Consider the following 21645-nt stretch of genomic DNA (forward strand, 5'->3'; position numbering starts at 1 on the left):
CTATTGCTGTACCGGCACGAAACTCTCGCTCCCCTTGTCATAGCGGTACCGGGTGTTTTCCCCGTTCTGAATAAGTTCGACGGCGGTGGCGATGGCTTCGCGCGGGACGATGAACCATTCGCTCGGGTCGTAGTTTTTGCCCTCGTTATCGATTTGCGAGAGGGATACTTTTACGTCCGCGAAGATCTGGTGGAGCAGGTGCTCTAGTTTCGCGGCATTCACATCGTAGGTGACGTACGTGTCCACGATTTCGACGGGCGCCATGAGGTAGGTGGGTGATTGTTCCGCGCCTGCGATGCGCTTTTCTACCGGACCGCGCGAGAACCCAATCTTGTGGAGGTTGCGCAGGCTGGAGATTTGCGGGTCTGTGGAGAGTGAACGCAGCACATAGATCCACCCGGTTGGAGTTTCGTCCGGGTTCACTTCCTCGTCAGCTGCGGTAACGGTATCACTTCCTTGCTGAAGATCAAGGGCGGCTGATTGCGGTTCGACGATAATCCGCCCGTCTTTTCCGAGTGCGGTAGCTAGGGACTGCCGGTAGAGTGCAGATTCTGTGCCGTTTTCAAAGATGACACGGAGCCGTTGCCGGGTCCGGAGTTCGCCACCGGTGTGGTATTTCTGGTCAGCTCCTTGAGCGGCAACGAATCCCATCACTCCGCCGAGCACGAAGTAGAGCCCTTCTTGTACAGCACTGATGCCCGGGAAAGAACGTTGTTCGGCTGCGCCGGAACGCAGCTGGGCATGCTTAGCTTTGAAAAGCGGTTCGAACTGCTCGAAATCTTTGGCTTTTTCGCGTTTCGCAACTGATTCCGGCGTGGCGATAGTCCGCGGCGGCGCAGCGGGGAGCCGGGACACATCGGTGATGCCGTATCCGTCGTCCAGGAGGTTGAACTCATCGGAGGCCAGAACATCGTCGATGCTCTGCGGGGCTTCTTCGCGGGTGAGTAGCCCAAATTCAGTGTCGAGGTCCTTGAGCTTTTCGAGCTTTTCGGGATCGGCACGGATTCCCTCCAGGCGCGCGCCGAGTTTGCGCTCCCCAATAGCGCGGGTGTGGGGGTCAGGTTCGCGCCCTTCTTTGGCGCGGAAGTCCACGATTTCCAGGAAGGCGCGTTCTAGCCGGTCTTCGCTGGTGAAACGCCGCGGGGCGGGAGGTGCGTCAAGTAGCCCTTCGGTATCGGAGGCGAGGATCTTTGCGAATTCTGCTTCAAAATCGAAATCAGCCATTAGTTCTTGTCTCCCTGGGAAGCCTCGGCGCTTGCGGTACGTGCCGGCACCGGCACATCTTCGGCATGCTTACCACCGCTGCGCACTGCCGCGGGTTCGCTCTGCTCAGCCGCAGCCGCAGCTTCAACGGCCGCTTCGGCCGCGGCTTTCTCAGCATCATGCTTTGCTTTTTCGCGTTGCAGGATGAGCAGGCCTTCGGCGTACAGTTTCTCGGTGGGGTCGTCGCTGCGCACGTCCGGGCGGCGGCCATTGACCTTGACCCAGTCGGTGATTGCGGGCCACATCTCCAGTGCTTCTTCGGGCTTCAGGGTGATGCGGGTAGCGGCGATGGCATCTTGGATGATGCGCAGCACCGGGCTGGAGACCTGCTTGGACATCACTTCGAAGGCCTTCTGGAAGGGGTTGATGGATTCAATGAGGTCGATATTGATCTCATCAATATCCACAAACTTGTTCCCCGCTTCCACGAAACGCCGGTCGCCCACGGTCCGCACTTCGCCAGATTTAATCACGGAGGAGACCACCACGTGCTGGCGGATTTGCTCGACTTCTTTCTCAGTGATGTCTGGGTAGGTTTGGCGAATGATGCGCGGGATAAGCACCTTGTTAATGACTTCGGGTTCCGCAGCGCCGGCCGCGGCCCGCGCCACCTGGTCATCTTGGAGAATAGTGGCTTTGAGATCGTCAATATCGGTTGCGATGATCTGCTTTGCGCGCTTGGTAGACGGCTCCACCAGGCCCTTGACTTCCAGGGTGCCGGGATCTGGGGTTTCGTCGGTGTTGCGCTTGGCCCGGAAGTTGTAGTTCGGGGCAAGTACCTGTTCCATGAGCAGCGCCGCGGTGATGCCTTTCAGCACGTTATTGACGGAGAGTGTCACTTCGTTTTGGGTGGCATCCGGTTCGGCCAGCAGGTTGGTGAATTGTGCGTGGCTTTTCCCGGGGCTATCGCGGGTGACGCGCCCGATGATCTGGATGAGTTCGGTATGCGAAGCACGGTAACCAACCGTGAGGGCGTGTTCGGCGAAAGGCCAGTCGAAACCTTCTTTCGCCATCCCGAGCGCGATGATGATGTCAGCGGCGTCGCGATTTTTCGCGGCCACATCGGTCAAATACACTAGGGTCTTAGCGCGCGCTTTCTCATCGCTATCGTCCACGAGGTCCGCGACTCGCAGCACGGCACCGGTGTCACGTCGCCGCACGAAGATCATGCAGTCGTCCCCGGGGAAACGCGGTTCTACCTGCGCAACTTCTTCGGGCGAAAGCACTTCGCCAATAATATCGAGGATTTTCCCGACCTCTTCGTACTTATCCTTGGTGGATTCCCCGGAGTTCACGGAGGGGATATGCAGGATGGTTTTCTTGTCGAGGTCCAGCACTTCCGCGATGGCGTCGGTGTAACGGCCCTGGTAGAAGTGGTGGCCGATCCCCAGCGTTTTCAGGTACTGGTAGCCGTTGAGCTGGTCGTAATAGTTGAAGGTGACGGGCGTGAATTTCGCTTCGTCTTTCGGGTCAAGCACGGGCACGGAGTCCCCGCGGAAGTAGGAGCCGGTCATGGCGATGATATGCGCGTCGGACTGCTCCATAATGGCGTGCAGCACGGAGCCGAGCCGGTTGTTGTCTAGGTCTGCGGAGACGTGATGGAATTCGTCAATCGCGATCACGCAGCCGTTGAAATCCTCGGGTTTGGCCTGTTCAAAAGCGAAACGCAGGGTGGCGTGCGTGCAGACGAGCGTAGCATCCGGCCCTTCCAGGAAACGCAGGAATGCGGCGACTTTCGATTCGTTGCTGCCGGGTGTGCACAGGTTGTTCGCGGGTTTGACGTCCCAGTCCGCGAAGAAGCCGTAGGTGGTGAGGTCGGTGGGCGCGAAGGATGCGCCAATGGAGCGTTCGGGTACCGCCACGATGACCTTGCGCCGGCCCTGGTTGAAGAGCTTATCAAGCGCGATAAACATGAGCGCGCGCGATTTCCCGGAGGCGGGCGGCGCCTTGATGAGCAGGTACTGGGAGGCGCGCTGTTCATAGGCACGAGCCTGCATTTCCCGCATCCCGAGCTCATCGGTGGCAACCGATTTCCCGGTTTGCGCATAGGTCACGTCCACAACGTTTTCGGTGGCCACAGCTATTTCCCTTCTGCTTCGATCATCTGCTGATACTTCGCGAACAGCACCGCGAGGCGTTCCTCATCGGATGCGAACGGGGTGCTCTTGTAAAGTCTATCGACCGCTTCGTCAATTTTTCGTGCGCTTCGCGGAGGTTGCGTGGCATGAGGTCCGGGTCGTAGAGTTCCGCGAGTGTTTTTTCGCAGTGGTATTCGCGTACATCGAGTACGCGTAGCGCACGTTTCGTAAGTTCTTCTTTCGACGACGCCGACAACTCTGGCACGGGGAAAGTGTTATAAACCAAGGTATTCGAGTAACGGAAATCTGTTTTGAGTTTCCCACCGACTGCGCGTAGCCAGGCCATGTGCATTTTCGAGGTGAGCAAGGCGAACAGCCACGGCTCAGCATCGTAGATGGCGAAGGCTGCATCGGAGATGACAGTGTCAGGGCCCAGGTACCCGATAGGTGCGTATACCCGCCGTTCAGAAGAAACCCGCGGAACGATAATAGAGTCCGTGGGCTTGTAACGGATCTCATCGAAACTCCAGGGGATGCTAGCGAGTTTTTGCGTAGCTTTTCTTACGCTGGCTAATCGCATCTTGGCTACGCGCTCAAATCTACGCTTCACCTCAGGAATTGTGCTTGCCTTATCGTGATTATCTGTGGTGAACCAGAGACAAAAGCGGTCCTTCCCGTTGATGAATTCATCAGCACCGATAAAGCTTTTTACTGCATCGGACAATTGAGGGTAGCGGGACAGAATGTCTTCTGCCTCCCGCGGGGATAGAACAAGATTCCCTCCATCACGAGGTAACGACCCTAGTGTCATTGGCGGGAGAAAACCGCACAGCGGCTCCCGGGTTTTTTGTCGAACAACGACGGATTGTCCCTCGACCAAATAAGGATTAATATTCGAGGCTGACACTTGGATATCGCCGGTGAGGAGGTATTTCTTTTCCTCACTTTTATTCCGCAAGCTAATAACAGCGACAGTTACTCCCGCATTATGCGACGCGTTATTCGTCCACTTAAATGAGGGGTATGCATACCCTATCTCGATGCCGCCGGTAAAGACGTGTGGGTAAAGCAACTCAACTTGGAGGCCTTGGAAAATGGAATTGGTGGTAACAAAAGCCAGCTTGGCCTTCGTTCCCTCGATATATCGCGAGCCTTTGATGAGCCACAAGCAGACGTAGTCCAGATCCTTGGGGTACTTGGGGGAGTCGAAGACGTATGTGAAGTCTTCTTTCTGTTCGGCGGTCTGTTTTTTGGATCCTACATAAGGTGGGTTTCCGATTAAATAAATTTCGTCGGTGCCGTTGTTGGGGCAGACCTCGTTCCAGTCGAGGCGGGTGGCGTTGCCGTGCACGATGTGCCCGGTTTCCTTCAGTGGCATCAGGGGAATATCTAGGCCGAACTTGGCTTTGAACTCCTGGTTCATCTGGTGCTTGGCGATCCAGAGCGAAAGGATGGCCATCTCCACGGAGATGTCGTCAATTTCGATGCCGTAGAAGTTCTCAATATTGATCACCGAGGAGCCGAAGCCCAGGGTGGCTGCGCCGAGCTTTTCTTCTTCGCCCATGCCGAGCAGGCCCCAGCGGCCCGCCGAGGAAAGGGAATCGATGCGGTCCAGGATCGCGTGTTCGAGCTTGCGCAATTCCTTATATGCGATAACTAAAAAGTTGCCGCTGCCGCTGGCCGGATCGAAAAGCTTGATTTTTGAAATTCTTGTGAGGAGTTTCTTGAGGCGCGGTACTGATTCGCAGGCTTTGTCATATTCGTTCCAGAGTTCATCCAGGAAAAGCGGTTTGATGGTTTTGAGGATATTGGGGACCGAGGTGTAGTGCTGGCCCAGGTTGGCGCGCTGGTCCTTATCTACCACCGCCTGGAACATGGAGCCGAAAATATCCGGGTTGATTTCTGACCAATCCAGGGTGCCGAGCTCCAGGAGCGAATCGCGCGCATGCTTGGTGAATTGGGGGACTGTCAAAGAGGCGGCGTCGTCGTTATTAATGCGGAAAAGGCGACCGTTGACGTAGGGGAAGCTCTGCAAGTAGACGGGTTTATCGGACGCGTTGGGAGTGTCCAGCGCGTGGAAAAGTGCGGTGAGGAATGCGGCGGTGTCGGAGCCGTCACGCTGAGTGTGCGAGCCGACCGCGCTGGTGAACTGGCCTTTTGCGAAGATGCCGGTATCCTCCGCGAAGAAGCAGAAGAGGAGGCGGGTGAAGAAGATGTTGAGGCTGTGGGGAGATTTGTCCTCATGGAAGAGGTTGGGGTTGGCGGCGAGGAGTTCGTCGTACACCTTGCTCATGTGTTCGGCGGCGCGGCGGTCCGCGTGGGTATCCGAGGAGAAGTGCTGTTTCTCCATATTCGCCCAGGGGAGGAAGAAGGTGAAATCGCTGGCGAGTTTGGCGAGGGGGATGCTGAGGGAATCACCGGTTTTGGTGTCAATCGCGGCGAGGGATTCGTAATTCGTGGCGATGACGAAGCGGGTATTGAAACGGAGCGCGGCATCACTGGTTTTCATTTCCTGTGCGGTGGCTATGAGGTCGCGGCTGGTTTCGGCCAGGTAGATCTTGTTTTTCCACACGATATCGCGATCCGGGTTCGCCGCGACGTTGAGCGAGCTGGCGGTGGTGGAACGCAGGCGGGTGACGCTGGATTTGGAGATGCCGTAAGCGAGGAGGAGGTCGAAGAAGAAATCGCGGGTGAAGGGCGCACGGGAGGTGAGTTTCTTGACGTTCTCCTCAATACTTTGGAGAGTGATGGCCACAGCCGGCTCCTTTCGCGGACGGGCCCGGGCGCGGCGCGGGTGCTGCGGCTCGGGCGGTACGCTCCTATCTTAGAGGGGGCTTGTGACAGAAATATCGTACGGCAGTGCTTTCGCGCAGCCAGTGGTTTTGGTAGGAGAGCATCTCGTTTGAAGTAGTTTTTCTGGACTATGGATTTTAACGGTTCCAGCCGGCGTGATCGCATGAAATTTCTGTTTGCAAATCGTAATTATCCACAGGGTGGTGGAAGGGGCTCGTGGCAACTTATCCACACGTGCACATGCTTACTGCTTGTGGATAACTTAGTTATGCCCTGAATAATGGGATCGAACAATCGTTTGACTTTAAATAGGGATTAAGGTCAAGATCGCATTAGTTCTCAGCGAATTTTATTTTTCTTAGTTCAGGAGGTTTGCTGAAAATGATTGACCGGGAAGTTGATTTTATGAGATCGCGATATATGCGATGTGAAAAATGTGAGCGGAAATGGAAAGCTTCGGATGAGTGGTTGGGGAAGTTCTTTAACTACCAAGAAGGCCAGTGCCCTGAATGTGGTGCCCGGCATCTAGAGGAGAATGTCCACTTGAGAGTTGATGGAGATCCTGAAGATGCTGCGCGTAACGTCAGCAAACTGACTTCTTTGTACTGGTACCACACGAGTACTCATCCGGACTGGCCCAAAAAGGTTTACGACCCTCGTGAGGAATGGTCTCCGGAATTTCGTGAAATCATGAGGCAAGAGCAGCCTGATGTTGGTTCGGTTGAGGAACAACAAGATGTTGCTTTGCACGTGGGAACATACGAAGCTGCAGTCCATAACATGATCCGCCGAATAGGGTTCCAGTGCGACGGTGGCAAGCAATTCTATCTTTATCGAGTGATGCTAAGCGAAGCAGCAAGTATAGCGGTGGATATACCGTTGGATCCCGCTCCCACCTTCGGGGATCTTAAATTTTCTTCTCAAGAGTTTCCGTCGAATGCGGACATACTTCGCTATGTTAATCTTCACGAAGATCCGGGTAGTGTGTCCCTGGCGTTACGACGTGAGGCGATCAGGTCGGTTGTGCGGTATGAAATTCCAATACGGACCGAGGTGGCTCCGTTGCTGGTAGAAGAAGTTGCAGATCGAATCGAGCGTGCTAAATGTGAACCCCTCCCGCAGAAACGGAAAGGGACCATATTCGATTGCTTGGGAATAGAACTCAATGCTGATTTTACGCCGTTGCAAAAAGTAAAAAAAGAAGTGTGCCGGAAGCTCGTGGAACTGTTTCCGCAGGCAATGCGTGAGCTAGGGGGAGCGGAGGCTATTAGAGCACTTTTCACTACTGAAGACGTGCAGGACTCGCTGTCGCAAATTTTTGCTCTTGTTCAGGTGATTAATTTCAGTAGAGCAGTTATGGAGAAGCTGGATGGCGGGAAAGAGGTTGTCATTTCCGATGATTAGCGGCTAAAAAGGCCACCCGCTTTTGGTGTGAAATGCGCGAGACATTACGTGTGGTAGGTCTTCTCAACCATGACATTGGAAGTTATAATATAACCATGGAAAGTCATACTAAGCAGCTTGTAACTATCGAGAATATTCGCAATCTCGCCGCTGTTGTCACCGATTCTGTCGGGGAGGTTCTTAACACGGGAATGTCTGGAGCATTGGCCGATTCTGAGGTTCGGTTGAGTGGACTTGCATACCCGAAATATCCGTACCTCTTTCCATTGTTAGCGCGAGCGCAACTCCGCGAATTTCTCGAAAATGCGGACCTACCGGAGGGGTGGCATGTCACAGGGCAGCCGCAGTTAATGGGGCAACTTATGCTGGAGAACCACGATTTGGGTCTTCTAGTGCGTGTACTCAAAGAATGCCCTGTTATGCCAGGAAAGGTTCCCGCCGCCGGGCACAATTTGGCGAGGCGGAGATCCTGGACTATTGAAGAACAAATGGAGTTAGATCTGCCGGGCAGTGAGGAAGTGTCGCGAACTGCGACGCCATACAGATTCCTCTATCTTTGGGATTATCGTGATATCGAAGATCGTCTCGGTGGTTTCGACTCCCGCTTGGTAATGACCAGCAAACCGGGGAAATACGGCGCTCCTGTTCCGTTGTTGTTGTCGATTCCAATTCCCACGGAACTTGCGGTGAACGAGGGTGAGGAGTGGCAGTACGCCAACGAAGATAACGGCTACGACTACTATGGAAGCAGTCAAGCGGTAATCCGGCAAACGGAGAATTAGGGTGCAGTCAACAGTAGACGGCTGGGTTCGAGCTGAGAGGCTTCGGGCTCTAAAAGACATCACGGGAGTAAATCAGCAGGAGCTAAGTGACCTGCTGGGCGTGAGCCAACCCTTTATCTCCAAGGTGCTCCGGAAAGAAAACGCATTCTCCGAAGAACTCGCGCTGCGGGCAGCGCAGAGCTTCCACGTGCCACTGTCTTTCTTCGCGGTAGAGGATTCCAAGTTCTCCAACGCAACCGCGACTTTCCGTAAATCCAGTACTGCCACGGTCACTGCTGAACGCAAGGTCAATCAGCTCGCGCGAGAAGTCAACCGCGCCTGGGATGCGCTATCGCGCGAATCTGGGTACCTTGATTTTCCCAGTACCGATCTGCTTGCCGCAGGTCTGGGTGTGGAAAATGCCGCTGAACAAACTCGTAAGGTTCTTGGGCTCAGTGCCACGGAGCCGATTCAGAATGTCACCCATATCCTCGGACTTCTCGGGGTTGCTGTGGTGTACCCCTTACTGGAGGATGCCGAAGACGCCGGGCACCTCGCGATTTCCTTGCCCAGTAGGGAAAATACTCGCCCTGCGATCAGTATTGTGCATCGTACGGAGGGTGCGCGCCAGCGCCTTACGCTCGCTCACGAACTTGGTCACCTTCTATTCGATCAGGGCCTTACTCAGCCGGTCCCTTCCACTCGCGCTCCGCAAGAACGCCGTGCCTACGATTTTGCGGGGGCGCTATTGCTTCCGGAATCCGTGGCCCGGGCACGTATTAATGAAACGACGCCGCTACGTAGCTTGCTAGATATCAGGCGAGAATACGGAATCAGTGTGGCAGCCACTGCCGTGCGTGCCCAGCGCCTTGGGATCATTACGCAGCACCGTTTCCGGAGCCTGCAGATTCAGCTGGCCAATGCCGGCTGGCGTAAGCGCGAGCCGGTGATTGTTCCTCCGGAAAAGCCTTCCTTGTTCAGGCAAGCGGCGGAGCGAGTATTCGGCAAGAAAGCTCTGGCTTTTAAGATGTCCGAAGCTTTGGGGCTCAAACCGGAATGGATTAACTCCTGGCTGCATCTCGATTCCGCTGCCGATTCTGCCGCCGATACCGCTACTACTGCTGCGGATCGCTTCGGCAATGCTGGCGAATCGCAGGTTATCCAGCTGCGCCGGAGATAATCGACGCCTGAAAGAAGGTCACTCTTCTTTTTTGTGTATCCGCTACTCGGCGCCCATCTCGCGAATTGCCTGGGCGATGACTTCGGGGTCTTCGTCGTAATCGCCCATGGCGTAGGAATCTGCCATGAGAGCATCGAGAGCTTCACGAGTTTGATGCCGCTGCTTTTCGCGATAGTTCAGAACATCGGAGAGCCAGAGCCGGCGATGGGTGGTGATTTTCCGGAACGGTATTGCGCCTTCCTCGCATAGCTTCACCACGGTCGGGCGGGTCGTATTCAACAGATAGGCCGCTTCCTGAGTGGAAATCTCCCTATCTCCATCCGTTTCTTCCTGCACGGCCATCGAAATCTGCGCTCGCAGCAGGGGCGGAACTTCTACAGCAATACCGTCAAAAACCAATTCGACCCTGCGCGCGTGAGCGAGGAGCTGACGGATTTGATCCATTGCCTCCAGATCTGCCTGGGTACATTTCTGATCGTTTGAAGTCGTCACATCACACCTCCTTTTCGTTTCTGGTGTAACCACCCTTGCCCGGATGGGCGGGTAAGGAAGACTGTATCTGTAAGCGGCAGCCGAAAAGTAGCCCACTCTTCGGCCGTGCCCGGAATCCTATGCTCCCTCTTGTGAAAAGCACCGGAGCACTTCCGCGGAGAAGCGCGGTGTGTGGATGGCTAGCTGTTTGAGGAATTCAACTGGTGTCAATCGTGGGCCGCGCCGCCCAGTACGTTTCGCGATATTTCCTATGGCCCCAAGGGTGGTGAACGGATTTTTCTCCCACAGTTCCAGCAGAAAATCATCCGGGTGTTGCGCAATGAGATTCTTTGGAAGAATCGCGGGCGGAAAGTCTTTGAGATTGAACGTTACGATCATATCTGAATTGCTACGGAGTGCACCCTCGATAACATGCGTATCGTTTGGATCAGGAGCATCTCCATAATTGCCTATTGATCCGGGAGGGAGTTCGATGCTCCCTCCCGGAAAGGCGTGGTGCATTCTTTTGAATAGATGCGATAAATACGCCGAGGTGGTCGAATCGTCGATTCCACGTTCCTTGTTGGAGCGTGAGATAGCTCCGGTTAATTCCTCTTCTATGCGATTTGACCAGGAGACGCGGTACACGCCCAGATATGCAGTCTCGAGAAGGGCCTCCCGCAGTAACGCAGGAAAGAGGACGCATGTATCCAGAAAAACCGCGCCCATTTAAAGGCCTTTGCGGATTCTACGGATTTCGGCTATCGCTGCCTCGATCTCCTCGGGAGTCTGGTCATAAAGACCCAACTCGTACGTCATATCCGAGATCTCGTCCAGCGCCTTCTTTGCCACCTGCCGCTGCTTTTCGCGATAATTCAGAACATCCGAGAGCCAGAGCCGGCGATGGGTGGTAATTTTCCGGAACGGTATTGCACCTTCTTCGCATAGCTTCACTACGGTTGGGCGGGTCATATTCAAAAGATCGGCAGCTTCCTGAGTGGAGATTTCCCTATCCCCATCCGGTTCCTCCTGCACGGCCATCGAAATCTGTGCGCGCAGCAGCGGCGGAATTTCGATAGTGACGCCGTCAAAGGTCAATCCAACCCTGCGTGACTTAGCGAGAAGCCGGCGGATTCGATCCATGATCTCCGGATCAATCTGCGCGATTTTGTCATCATGTGTAATCGTCACGTCACACCTCCTTTTCGTTTCTTTTGTTTCTAGTGTAGTGGGCCTCGCGCGGGGAGGGAAGAGTGCATTCCCGCGAAGTTGTGCCAAGCCGCTACGATAGGGCACATGGCTCAAGTTCCGGTGTCCGCTATTCATCCCGTTGCCCCTGACCACCTGGGCGCCGTCGCCCTTTTTAGTGCGCCGATTGACGTGCGAACGGCGCTGGAACGCGTGGAAGTGGACGGCCGGGCCCTCGATGTCCACCTGGATGAGCTCCCCGGCGGGCAGGTGTTCAATTTTCTGGCCAGTGGCGTGACGGTGTTGCTCACGCCCGTCTCCGGGCCGGCCGCGCTGGAGGGCGCCACCCCGCCGCACGCTTTTCACATTATGATGACGTTTTTCTCCGATATGGCGCGCTCCGGGGAGGACATGCCCGACCCGGTGAGCGACGAGTTCGCGGCGCGTCGTCGTACCTCCATGCACACGCTGCACCGGGTGTACACGGCCGTGATCCGCTCGCTCATGGGCGAGGAAGCCGCGGTGGGCGTGGCGCGCCCAGAGCTGGGCATCATCTACCCCGCCGATGTGGTGACCGGTTACCGGATCGACGCCGCAGACCCGTTCCTACTGTGGATTTACGTGCCGATGCGCGCCGGCGAGGTAGTGTCCGGACGCACCGTGGGACTGCCGCTTTTCGGGCACCTCGACCTCGAGGTGAAGGACAGTCACCGCCCGCGCGAGGCCGTGTACGAACTGCTCGCGAACACTGCCGGATATATTATTTCCGACGGCGCAACCCTCATGCCAGGGCAAACTCTGGGCACCGCCGCTGATGAGTCCATCGCCATCGCCCAGGGCCGCGACGGGGAGACCCCCACGCTGCGGTTGATTTACTAGTTTTCCCCGAAATAGGGTGCGATTCTGCGTACGAAATGGGGAGGTGCGGGATGGCGAACGTCGAAGATATTGCCGGGCGTATTCTTGAGCGCTGCGGGCGTATGACCACCATGAAATTGCAAAAACTTACCTTCTACTGCCAGGCCGCTTATCTCGGTGAAACTGGCCGGCCTCTTTTTGAAGGAGACTTTCAGGCCTGGGTGAATGGCCCGGTATCACCAGATCTCTTCGCTCAGCACCGGCGCAAGTTTTTCATTAACCCGGGCGAGCTGCACAGTCGGGGTGAAGGGCTTTCTGATCGGCAGCGGGGCGTTGTTGATGCCGTCTGCGCAAAATTGGGCGAGTTGAATCCAAACGAGTTGGTTGAGAAAACTCATCGCGAAGCTCCGTGGCGGGAAGCCCGCAAGTACTGTGATACTGAAACCCGCTCAACCGTGGTTATTCCTCGGGATGCTATTGAGGAGTACTACCGGGCCAATCCGGTTCTATAGGTAGTGACATAGGAAAAGGAGGGGCGGCAGCACCCCTCCTTTACTTATGGCTCCACGGGCGTTCGGGATTCCGAACGCGCAGGACGGGAGTGTGAATTAGTAAATCCAATCCCCGCTCTGGGTGAAGATGAAATCATCACCGGGATATTTGCTGAGCTTCACGCAGCCGATAATGAACTCCACCAGCGCCCAAATGCCGATAGTGGGGGGTGCGGACGGTTTCCTAGAGATTTTTAAGGAGAACGTTCAATGAGTAAGCGTACGTACACGAGAGAGCAGATCCGTAAAGCCCTCACCACCTACCAACGCACGCAATCGGTAACCGCCACAGTCCGTAAACTGGGCTACCCAGGCCGAGACACGCTCTACAAATGGATCCGGAATAGCAACGAGAAACCAGAGCAGAGAAAACCGAAGAAACACGCCCCTAACCAGAAAATATCAACGGACGTGAAAGTAACTGCCTGCAAGCGATTCCGCAGCGGGGAAAACGCCTACACTATCGCCCAGGATCTAGGAATCGTGAACTGCACAAACATCTATGCTTGGGTTAAAAAGTGGGATGCGGAAGGCAGTCTAGGACTCATGAACGAGAAAGAATGCGACCAGATCAAAGCGAAAACCCGCCACCAACTGGAAGCCCAGCTACCCCAAGACCCGGAAGAATTACGTGCTCTTGTAGCCGATTTAATCGTGCAGAAACGCGTCTTGAAAGCCCAGCTCGAGCTAGCAAAAAAAGGAAAAGCCCGCACAGGCGGGCGCAGTGAAGCGGTAGAGAAAACACGGGTAGCTAACCAGCTACGCTCTACCACGCCGCTAGCCATGGTCTTAGATACCTTGGATTTGCCGGCAAGCTCGTACTATTACACCGCTAAACAGCTAGAGCGGCCTGACAAGCATGCTCGCTTGCGTGAGTTGATCGCTCAGATCGCGCGCGAGGGCTTGTATACGTATGGGTATCGGCGTATCCGTTTAGCGCTTAGAAAGCTTGGGTATGTGGTCTCGGAGAAAGTCATCCAGCGCTTGATGCGGGAAGAGGAAATCCCGGTCAGGTATGCCAAAGCACGCCGGAAGTACTCTAGTTACGGCGGGGAGATCAGCCCGGCACCGGAAAACCTAGTCGAGCGTGACTTCCACGCTGATGAGCCCGGACGGCTTTGGCTCACGGATATCAGCGAGTTCCACGCAGCTAACGGGAAGGTTTATCTCTCCCCGATTATTGACTGTTATGACGGGAAAGTCGTGGCGTATACGAGGGGATTACACCCAACCTCAGTGTTGGCTGATTCCTCCCTTGAAAACGCCCTGGCAACCCTCCCGCACCAGCGTCTAAACGAGCTACAAGCCGGCCAGAGTGAGCATCCACTCGTGATCCATTCGGATCGGGGAGTCCACTACCGGTCTGTGTCCTGGATTGAGCTTACGCGGCGTTACGGGTTGACGCGGTCGATGTCGAAGAAGGGGTGTAGTCCGGATAATTCTGCTTGTGAGGGGTTTTTCGGGCGGATGAAAACCGAGATTTATCACGGGAAGAAGTGGGCTACAACCGATGAGTTATGCGAGGCGATAGACGAGTATATGTTCTTCTATAACCAGAAGCGTATTACCTTGAAGTTCGATGGTTTAACGATTGTGGAGCATCGTCAAGCGGTTTTAAGCGATAATGTCCAATAAACAGTCCGCAGCCCCGTGAGCCAGTTAAAGAGAATCATGCAGATTCCGATACCTACCTGCCCGCGCAGGAAACGGTGGACGCCGAAGCCTCCCAAGAAGAAAGCAAGGAGCACATAAACGATCTTATTGACCGTGCGGAATTGCGGCTCTTGGTAGTAATATGCGGGCGGGGCTGTGGGATACGCCTCCGGAGCGGTGGGGTACGGCTGCCCCGGCCCTTGATACGGCTGCCCCGGAAGTGGATACTGCTGGTTCTGTTGCGGCCCCCGTTGCGGGTACGGTTCAAAAGCGCTCATTGATCCAATCTTTCCTTGTGCCCGGTATGTCACGAGCTTCTGCCGAAAAGTATAGCCGGCGGGCCCGTAAGCTGGGCTGCTATGAGCTGTGAGGAAACGCCCGACACCTGGTGAGGAAACGTCCGGCCCTGTAAAAGCAATAGCTGCAAGGCGGCGAAAATAGCAACCGCGAATCCGCAAGACTGATAATGAAAAACCCGCAAAAGTGATATCGATAAGTCCGCAAAAGTGATATCGAAACTCCCGCAATAGTGACAATGGCACGCGAAACGGCTAGTCTCACAGCATGGCTTATATTCGGCGCGCGGTTGATACAGTGCTGCAACAAGACCTGGAAATCATGGGTGGTGTGGTGATTGAAGGTGCGCGCGGCTGCGGTAAAACCGAAACGGGCATATTCCACGCTCACTCAGAATTCCGCGTGGATCAGGCATCCAACCAGCGCCTGGCGGAACTCAATCCCCAGGGAGTTCTGGAAGGCGATGTTCCCCGGCTCGTTGATGAGTGGCAGCTCGCCCCGATCCTGTGGAACGAAATCCGCCACGAAATCGATGTGCGGCGTGCCCCGGGTCAGTTCATTTTATCGGGCTCGGCCACCCCGGCCGATTCGATTACCCGCCACACCGGCGCCGGCCGGCTCTCCCGGGTGCGCATGCGCCCCATGGCCCTGGGCGAAGCATATCCGCGTGAAGACCGCATCACCCTGAACGAGCTACGCACCGCCACACAGGTTCGCTACGTACCCGGTGCCCTCAGCTACCCCGAACTCGCGACCGAAGCGGTGCGAGGCGGCTGGCCCTTCCTTGTCTCCTCGCAAAATCCTGCCTTTATCCGATTCGTCCAGAACTACGTGGACAATATCGCGCATGTTGACCTCGCGCAGGTGGACGCCCGCTTCGACCCGGAACGGGTGCGGCGCCTACTGCGCTCCCTCGCCCGGAATATCGCAAGCGAAACCGCGGCGACCACCCTCTCTCAAGATATTTCCGCGGACGGCGGCGAACTCTCCCCGCAAAGCGTGCGAAGCTACCTCGATGCGCTCACCCGGATTTTCATCGTGGAGGAGCTCCCGCCCTGGAGCGGCTCCTTGCGCTCAAAAACCCGGCTCCGCAAACAGGCGAAACTGCATTTCTGCGATCCATCTCTGGCGCTCGCGGCCCTCCGCGCAACCCCGGAAGAGCTCGCGAATGACCCCGAATATTTCGGTCAGATTTTCGAATCCATGGCGGTGCGGGACATCCGCACCTACGCGGAGCAGATCGGCGCCACCTGTTTCGGTTACCGCGATGAGAGCGGCCTGGAAGTAGATATTCTGCTGGAGTTCAGCGATGGCCACTGGGCCGGCATCGAAGTGAAACTCGGCGAATCGGATCGCGCCGTGAGCGCGGGGGAGCGCAATCTACTCCGGCTGCGCGATGCCCGTATGGTGAAAGCCCCGGATTTCCTCGCGGTGGTGACCGGTGGCCGCACCGCATTCACGTTGCCAAGTGGCGTTCATATTCTTCCCCTGAGCACCATGGGGCCGCTACTGTAGTGAGGTGGTGGTCACTTCCCCTGGAATCCCCTGGAGTAGCACGCCACTCCAACTCACTCTCTCACCTTTACCCGGAAGAGCGTTGCCGCAGATGACTACCTGGATTCTCACCGCCCTGGCGTTGGCCGGATGGCTGACCACCGCCCTCCTGGCCGCCACCATCCTCCGGCGCGGCCGCGACGTGCCCGCCCCGGAATTCCGGGCCGGGGAACCCGCGGTCGTCGCTCATGAAATGCGCACGCCCCTCACCCTTATTAACGGCGCCGCGGAGCTTCTGGCGGAAGAAAGCCCCGGGCCCCTCACCGACCACCAGCGCACCTTCGTTGATACCATCCGGGAAAACTCCGCCCAGGCCATCGATATCGCCGAAAACTTCATTACCAACTTGAAGCTCTCGAATTCCTCTGTGCAGCTCAATCTCAGTCCGGTGGATATTCGCGCAACGGTTGGTGCCGCGGCCCGCCAACTCGCGCAATTCTCGGATGTGCCCCTCTACGTGGATGCCAGCGGCGGCCTGCTCCCCATTAGCGCGGATCGCGGTTTGGTGCGCCAGCTTGTATGGAACCTTATTGCCAATGCGGCCCGGCACGCCGGCGAAGGCGCCACGATCACGGTTCGTATTGATGAAGGTAGCGCCGGTGGAGCGCTTATCGAAGTGACCGATAACGGCGCTGGCATACCCGATAGCGAGCGCGACAAGCTTTTCACCCCCTTTGCTACCGGAACCTCGCGGCGCCCCGGCTCGGGAATCGGCATGACTGTTGTTCAGCAAATTGCTCGTATTCACGGTGGCAAGGTGATGGTCGATTCCGCGCGGGGGAGAGGTACCGCCGTCGTCGTATATCTTCCGGCCGCACCGCCGCAAGTACCGGCACCGCCGCAGGTACCCGCACCCACGCGGCGCGCAACACCCGCGCCCGAGAGAGAGGAGAGTTAATGGACGCACCCGAGCAGCACAACCCGGATGCCCAGCCTGTTGTGCTCGTCATCGACGACGAAACACAAATGGTATCCATTATTACGTTCGCCCTGGAAACCTCAGGATTTCGATGCCTGAGCGCGAATAGCGCGGAAGAAGGCTGGCGTATTCTGCGTAGCCACGCCGTGGACCTCGCCGTGATTGACGTGATGCTTCCCGGAGCGAGCGGCGTGGAGCTCACCGCCGAAATTCGGAAAAACTCCACCCTTCCCATTATTTTGCTGACCGCGCTGGGCGAGGAAGAGGACCGGATCGCCGGCTTGGAAGCCGGGGCCGATGATTACGTGACGAAGCCCTTTAGTCCGCGCGAGCTGGTGCTGCGCGCCCACACGATTATGCGGCGCACCCGCCCGCAGGCGGAAAATAACCGCGTGCAGGTGGGCGAGCTCATTATCGACCGGGTCACTCTGGAAAGTTCGTGGCGCGGGAAAGCCCTCGGAATTTCCCGCGGGGAAGTGAAACTGCTGCTGGCCCTGGCCGAGAACCCGCACACTTTCCTCACCCCGCGCGAATTGCTCCGGCAGGTGTGGGATTCTCACGATTCCGTTTCCGGGCGCGATACCCTCAAGACCGCCGTCTATCGGCTGCGTTGCCACCTGCGTGAATGCGGCTTTCCCGATAACGCCATTGAATCGCGCCGCGGCACCGGCTACGCCCTGAAACTATCGTGAGATATCTACGCCGGCCGATGTACCTGAGCCAGTGGGAACGCCAGCTCGCGCGCGGTGGGGCGGCGCTCGCGGTGGTGGCGATCCTGGCGATCCTCGCGCTGCTGCTGCGCCCGGTTCCCGAACTTCGGATCCTCTGCTCGCACAATAACGTGGCCTGCACCGCGCTGACCACCGAATTTGGCGAACGCACCGGCATCCGGGTCTCGCTCACGCGCCTGCCCACCGGCGACGCGAAAAAACGGGTGGAAGCATCCCCGCACGAATTCGATGTGTGGCTGGGTGGCCCGTCGGAAGCCTACGAGGCCGCCAGCGCCACCGGGATTTTTGCGCCGCTCGAGGATATCCCCGCCGAGATACCGGAGCGGTTCCGCGATCCCGAGGGTTATTGGGTGGGAATTTACGGTAGCGTCCTGGCTTTGTGCGTGCGCGAGGATGCCGCGTATTTCCCGCGGACCTGGGAAGATGCGACCGCCCCGGAGTTGCGCGGGAAAATTGTGCTCCCGAATCCGCTCACTAGTGGCACCGCGGCGACGATGCTCTCCACTATCGCTGCGGTACCGGGCGGCGCTGCGCCCGGTGTTCCGCAGAGCAGCGCGCCGAACGCGGTGCCAGAAACCGTGCAGGGTACCGCACCGAACGCTGTGCCGAATACCGAGCCGAATTTCCTCAGCACCATGCGCGGCCTGGATAGCAATACCGTGACCTACACCGAGTACGGGGCGGCACCCGCCCGCGTGGTTGCTGCTGGCCGGGCCGACGTCGGCATTACTTTCGCGCCCTATTGCGAAGAAGCCGCCCGCCGCGGAGCGCCCGTGCACACCATCTATCCCGGCGAAGGCACCGGCTATGAGATCGGCGCCGTCGCGCTGCTGCGTCACGCTCCGCACGCGGAGAACGGCCGCGCATTTATCCGTTTTGCCATGTCCGAAAATGGCGAAAAAATCGGCTTGGACGGAGTCGGCCAGCTCGCCACCAGAACCGATATCGAAGAGAATCTCGCGCGGGAACTGGCCGAATTGGATGTGCCCGTGGTGAGCGGAAATGGTTTTATCCAGCAGCGCGCTCTGGTGGACGCCTGGGTGGAAGAGGTGCGGCACGGTGCGCTCTAGAACTGCGGCTCTCGCTACAGCCGCGCGCGAGCATGGCAGCCGTAGCGCCCGTGGCTTCCGATACCCTCGAGTCCGCAGCGTCCCCCGATACAGCCGCGCCCGCTTCCTGCTCCAGCCCGGCTGCGGCCTGCTCCTTATCGCCCTCGGCTACCTCAGCTTTCCCGCCGCCCTGCACGGCGGCACCGGCGCGCAGCTGTTGGGGCGCAGTCTTCTCATGGCTGCGGTGGCCGGATGTGCTGCAACCGTGATCGGCATTTTTATTGCCTGCGCCGCGCGCTTTTCCGCGCACCGCGCCCCGTATATTGCGGTTGCGGCGCTGAGCCTCACCGTTTCCCCGGTTGCGCTCGCCACCGCGGTCACGGCCCCTCCCTTTAACCTGCCGGCCTACGGCCGCCTCGCGGTGATAAGTACGACGACGCTCACCGTTATCCCAGTAACTTCCCTCATCATCTTCGGCATGGCGATGCGTACTCCCGGGCGCCTCTTCGATTTCCTTTTCCTCACCCAAACCCGGTGGCGCATCGCACTCCCGATCCTGTGCCGCGGCGCCGCTTTCGCCCTGGCCGCAGCCAGCGCACTCGCCTGCTCCACGCCGGATATCACAAAAATCCTAGGCGGAAGCACCAGCTACCTGGCCAGCCACGCGGCGGCCCTGGCCGCGAGCGGCCGCCCGGGATTACTCAGCGCCGGCCTTATTTTCTCCGGCCTCGCCCTCCTGCTCATGCCCGCTCCCCGCTTCTTCCGCCCGCGCAACCATGTGCCGCGCTCGCGGCGGCGCAGTGCGATCCCCACTCCCGCGGAGCGCCATTTCGCGGGCCTGCTCCCGGTGCGTATCGCCCGCGGTATCGGAGCCGGTCTCACCGTGCTGGTAGCCATCCCCTACGGCGCCGTGTACCTCCGCGGCGCGCTCGCCCTGGCGAGGGATACCGCGGATGGCCGCCCCTACGGCGCGGACTTCCCCGTGCGCAATCTGGTCACCAGTTTCGGGGTGATCACCTGCGGGGTGGTGCTCAGCGGTAGCGCGGCGCTGCTGTGCGCCATGTGGGTGGTGCGCCGCCAACGGTGGGTGCCCCTCTGCCTCTTCGCGGCGACCTGCGGTGCTGGTATTTCTCAAACCATGGCGGGGATTTTCGTTGCGGCCCTCCACCGCGATCCCATCTGTGTGGGGGAGCTGTGCTTCCTTCCCCCGCTGGTCGGCGCCCACTCTATCGGGCACGGCATCCTAGGGATGCTCTACGGTTACGCCCTCGCATCTTTCCCCATCGCCTTCCTCGCCTTCATCTTCCTGGCCGGGCGATCCCGCCGCATCATCGACGCCGCGCGCACTGCGGGCGCCGGCCGGGCGCGCGCCGCCGCCACCTTTGTGCGGGAAAGCATCACCCCGATTGCGGTTATTCACCTTATTCTCATCGCGGTGCTGCTCACCCGGGTTGCCCCGGCGCTCTTTGTGGAATCCCCGGATTTCCCGGTGAGCGCGAGCCGCATCCTCGCCGCGGCAGAAGCCGCAAAAATCGACACCACCTGCGCCATGGCCACGCTCCTGGGCTGCACCGCACTGGTGCTCATGGCAGTAATTGCCCCAATCTTCCTCATGAGTTCCGCTACCGGAAAGGACTACCGTGTTCACGCATAGCCACGCGCGCCAAGAACCGCTGCCCCTTCACGTGGAAAGCGTGAGCGTGCTTCGCCCAGGCGCTCCGGCTCCGGTGGTCGATGAGGTCTCTTTCCACGTTGACCCGGGAGAAATCCTTAGCGTGGTGGGGCCTTCCGGGTGCGGAAAAACCTCGCTACTGGAAGCAATCGCGGGAATCCTTCCTGCATCGGGGCGCGTGCGGATAGGTGGTGCATCCCCGCAGCGCATCGCTTTTGTTTCCCAGGACCCGGTGCTTTTCCACGCGATGAGCGTGCGTGAAAATATCGAATACGCGCTCGGGGAGCGGCACCTCGCTCCGGCAATTGTGCGCGACCGGGTGGATATCGTCATGGCCCTGCTCGGGGTCGATGATATTGCGCGCCGCCGCGCCAACGAACTATCCGGCGGACAAGCGCAGCGCGTTGCCCTCGCCCGGGCGCTCGCAACCCGCCCCGATGTGCTGGTCCTCGACGAAGCTTTTGTGCACGTGGAAGGCCGCCTGGTCCACCGTGCCCGCAGGGTGGTTCGCGAAGAAGTGCAGCGCTTTGGTACCCGCGCCATCGTGGTCACCCACGATATTGACGAAGCTTTCCTGCTGGGCGACCGCCTCCTCGTGATGGGCGAGAAGGGGAACGTGGCGGCGCTAGGAACCCCCAGCGAGGTGTACCGGCATCCGCTCAGCCCGAGCGTGGCGCGCTTTTTAGGAATCCCCAATATTTTCCCGGCCCGGCTCTCCGGCGTGACCCGCCCATCTGCGGCAGCCCCGGGCAACACACCCGCACCAGAAGGGTCCGCGCCAGAAGGCCTCGCGCGGATTGAATTGGGGCGCTGCACCTTCGAATTACCGTGCGCCGCGGAAGTGTGCAGCCTGCCAGCGGGTGGCGTCGTCGTTACGTATTTCCCCGCGGAACAGGTGGCACTGCATCCACTCGACGCACGGCCCGCGCCCACGCGAGGGGCGAGCGGCCCGGCGCCCGGGATGAACGGCCGTATTATCTCGCGTACGTTCGCGCGCGCTTTTACTATGTACGACGTCGAAACGGATATCGGCACCATCGTTGCCCGAATCCCGGGCGATATCCCGGAGTTGGCGCGCGGAACCCAGGTACGGGTGGGGATTTGTGCGGGGTGGGTCGGCCCGGCGCAGGCACTCGATATTGGTTAGTGCGCCGCGCCGCCCGCGAAAACGCCCGCGGAAACTGAGGTATCCCCAGCTCCGCGGGCGCCGCGCCTTTCTTAGT

General features: G+C 58.3%; 18 protein-coding genes and 1 pseudogene. 12 read left to right on the forward strand and 7 right to left on the reverse strand.

Going from position 1 to position 21645, the window contains the following annotated elements; translation table 11 throughout:
• From CZ322_RS03225 to CZ322_RS03235, 3 genes and pseudogenes are all read right to left on the reverse strand, one after another.
• On the reverse strand, positions 1-1224 hold the full coding sequence (locus CZ322_RS03225; RefSeq protein ID WP_087070194.1) for a GIY-YIG nuclease family protein: 1224 nt from the start codon (positions 1222-1224) through the stop codon (positions 1-3).
• Positions 1224-3341: a DEAD/DEAH box helicase gene (locus CZ322_RS03230; RefSeq protein ID WP_087070195.1), complete on the reverse strand. Its 2118-nt coding sequence runs from the start codon at positions 3339-3341 to the stop codon at positions 1224-1226. Before CZ322_RS03230 ends, CZ322_RS03225 begins: the two co-directional genes overlap by 1 nt.
• A 2-nt stretch (positions 3342-3343) precedes the next feature.
• Positions 3344-6096: pseudogene (locus CZ322_RS03235) on the reverse strand (DNA methyltransferase).
• A gap of 410 nt (positions 6097-6506) precedes the next feature.
• Here CZ322_RS03235 and CZ322_RS03240 point away from each other — a divergent pair.
• The 3 genes from CZ322_RS03240 to CZ322_RS03250 all read left to right on the forward strand — a co-directional run bounded on the left by CZ322_RS03240 (position 6507) and on the right by CZ322_RS03250 (position 9479).
• Entirely contained in the window at positions 6507-7538 is a 1032-nt protein-coding gene (locus tag CZ322_RS03240) for a hypothetical protein (RefSeq protein WP_143231831.1), read from the forward strand.
• 95 nt (positions 7539-7633) lie between these two features.
• Positions 7634-8320, forward strand: coding sequence for a hypothetical protein (locus CZ322_RS03245; protein WP_087070197.1), 687 nt, complete (start codon positions 7634-7636; stop codon positions 8318-8320).
• Position 8321: 1 nt separating this feature from the next.
• Positions 8322-9479, forward strand: coding sequence for an XRE family transcriptional regulator (locus tag CZ322_RS03250; RefSeq protein ID WP_159454981.1), 1158 nt, complete (start codon positions 8322-8324; stop codon positions 9477-9479).
• Between the two features lie 42 nt (positions 9480-9521).
• Here the strand turns inward: CZ322_RS03250 and CZ322_RS03255 are convergent, their stop codons facing one another.
• From CZ322_RS03255 to CZ322_RS03265, 3 genes are all read right to left on the reverse strand, one after another.
• Positions 9522-9971: an excisionase family DNA-binding protein gene (locus CZ322_RS03255; RefSeq protein ID WP_087070199.1), complete on the reverse strand. Its 450-nt coding sequence runs from the start codon at positions 9969-9971 to the stop codon at positions 9522-9524.
• A gap of 117 nt (positions 9972-10088) precedes the next feature.
• Positions 10089-10679: a PIN domain-containing protein gene (locus tag CZ322_RS03260; protein ID WP_087070200.1), complete on the reverse strand. Its 591-nt coding sequence runs from the start codon at positions 10677-10679 to the stop codon at positions 10089-10091.
• Positions 10680-11141, reverse strand: coding sequence for a helix-turn-helix domain-containing protein (locus tag CZ322_RS03265; protein ID WP_159454982.1), 462 nt, complete (start codon positions 11139-11141; stop codon positions 10680-10682).
• A 105-nt stretch (positions 11142-11246) separates the two neighbouring features.
• Between CZ322_RS03265 and CZ322_RS03270 the strand changes: the two genes are divergently transcribed.
• The 3 genes from CZ322_RS03270 to CZ322_RS03280 all read left to right on the forward strand — a co-directional run bounded on the left by CZ322_RS03270 (position 11247) and on the right by CZ322_RS03280 (position 14182).
• Complete coding sequence (locus CZ322_RS03270; RefSeq protein ID WP_087070201.1) at positions 11247-12017, forward strand: DUF4261 domain-containing protein; 771 nt, start codon at positions 11247-11249, stop codon at positions 12015-12017.
• A 50-nt stretch (positions 12018-12067) separates the two neighbouring features.
• Positions 12068-12508 carry a Panacea domain-containing protein gene (locus CZ322_RS03275; RefSeq protein ID WP_087070202.1) on the forward strand — a complete coding sequence of 147 codons (441 nt, stop codon included), beginning with the start codon at positions 12068-12070 and terminating at the stop codon, positions 12506-12508.
• 249 nt (positions 12509-12757) lie between these two features.
• Positions 12758-14182, forward strand: coding sequence for an IS3 family transposase (locus CZ322_RS03280; protein WP_087069845.1), 1425 nt, complete (start codon positions 12758-12760; stop codon positions 14180-14182).
• On the opposite strand, the gene CZ322_RS03285 is transcribed toward CZ322_RS03280, so the two are convergent.
• A complete protein-coding gene (locus tag CZ322_RS03285; RefSeq protein WP_087070203.1) occupies positions 14152-14478 on the reverse strand; it encodes a TM2 domain-containing protein in 327 nt (108 codons plus the stop codon). The genes CZ322_RS03280 and CZ322_RS03285 overlap by 31 nt on opposite strands.
• Before the next feature lie 286 nt (positions 14479-14764).
• Between CZ322_RS03285 and CZ322_RS03290 the strand changes: the two genes are divergently transcribed.
• The 6 genes from CZ322_RS03290 to CZ322_RS10405 all read left to right on the forward strand — a co-directional run bounded on the left by CZ322_RS03290 (position 14765) and on the right by CZ322_RS10405 (position 21569).
• A complete protein-coding gene (locus tag CZ322_RS03290; protein ID WP_087070204.1) occupies positions 14765-16012 on the forward strand; it encodes an ATP-binding protein in 1248 nt (415 codons plus the stop codon).
• A 91-nt stretch (positions 16013-16103) separates the two neighbouring features.
• Positions 16104-16949 carry a sensor histidine kinase gene (locus CZ322_RS03295; RefSeq protein ID WP_087070205.1) on the forward strand — a complete coding sequence of 282 codons (846 nt, stop codon included), beginning with the start codon at positions 16104-16106 and terminating at the stop codon, positions 16947-16949.
• Positions 16949-17662: a response regulator gene (locus tag CZ322_RS03300; protein ID WP_087070206.1), complete on the forward strand. Its 714-nt coding sequence runs from the start codon at positions 16949-16951 to the stop codon at positions 17660-17662. The genes CZ322_RS03295 and CZ322_RS03300 overlap by 1 nt, the downstream gene beginning before the upstream one ends.
• Positions 17659-18771, forward strand: coding sequence for an extracellular solute-binding protein (locus CZ322_RS03305; protein WP_143231832.1), 1113 nt, complete (start codon positions 17659-17661; stop codon positions 18769-18771). The genes CZ322_RS03300 and CZ322_RS03305 overlap by 4 nt, the downstream gene beginning before the upstream one ends.
• Positions 18761-20404 (forward strand): hypothetical protein, encoded by a 1644-nt coding sequence (locus CZ322_RS03310; RefSeq protein WP_087070208.1) that lies wholly within the window; start codon positions 18761-18763, stop codon positions 20402-20404. The genes CZ322_RS03305 and CZ322_RS03310 overlap by 11 nt, the downstream gene beginning before the upstream one ends.
• Positions 20391-21569, forward strand: coding sequence for an ABC transporter ATP-binding protein (locus CZ322_RS10405; protein WP_087070209.1), 1179 nt, complete (start codon positions 20391-20393; stop codon positions 21567-21569). The genes CZ322_RS03310 and CZ322_RS10405 overlap by 14 nt, the downstream gene beginning before the upstream one ends.
• Positions 21570-21645: the final 76 nt, after the last annotated feature.

Origin of the sequence: Actinotignum timonense, from assembly GCF_900155575.1 — a bacterium.
GTDB lineage: Bacteria > Actinomycetota > Actinomycetes > Actinomycetales > Actinomycetaceae > Actinotignum > Actinotignum timonense.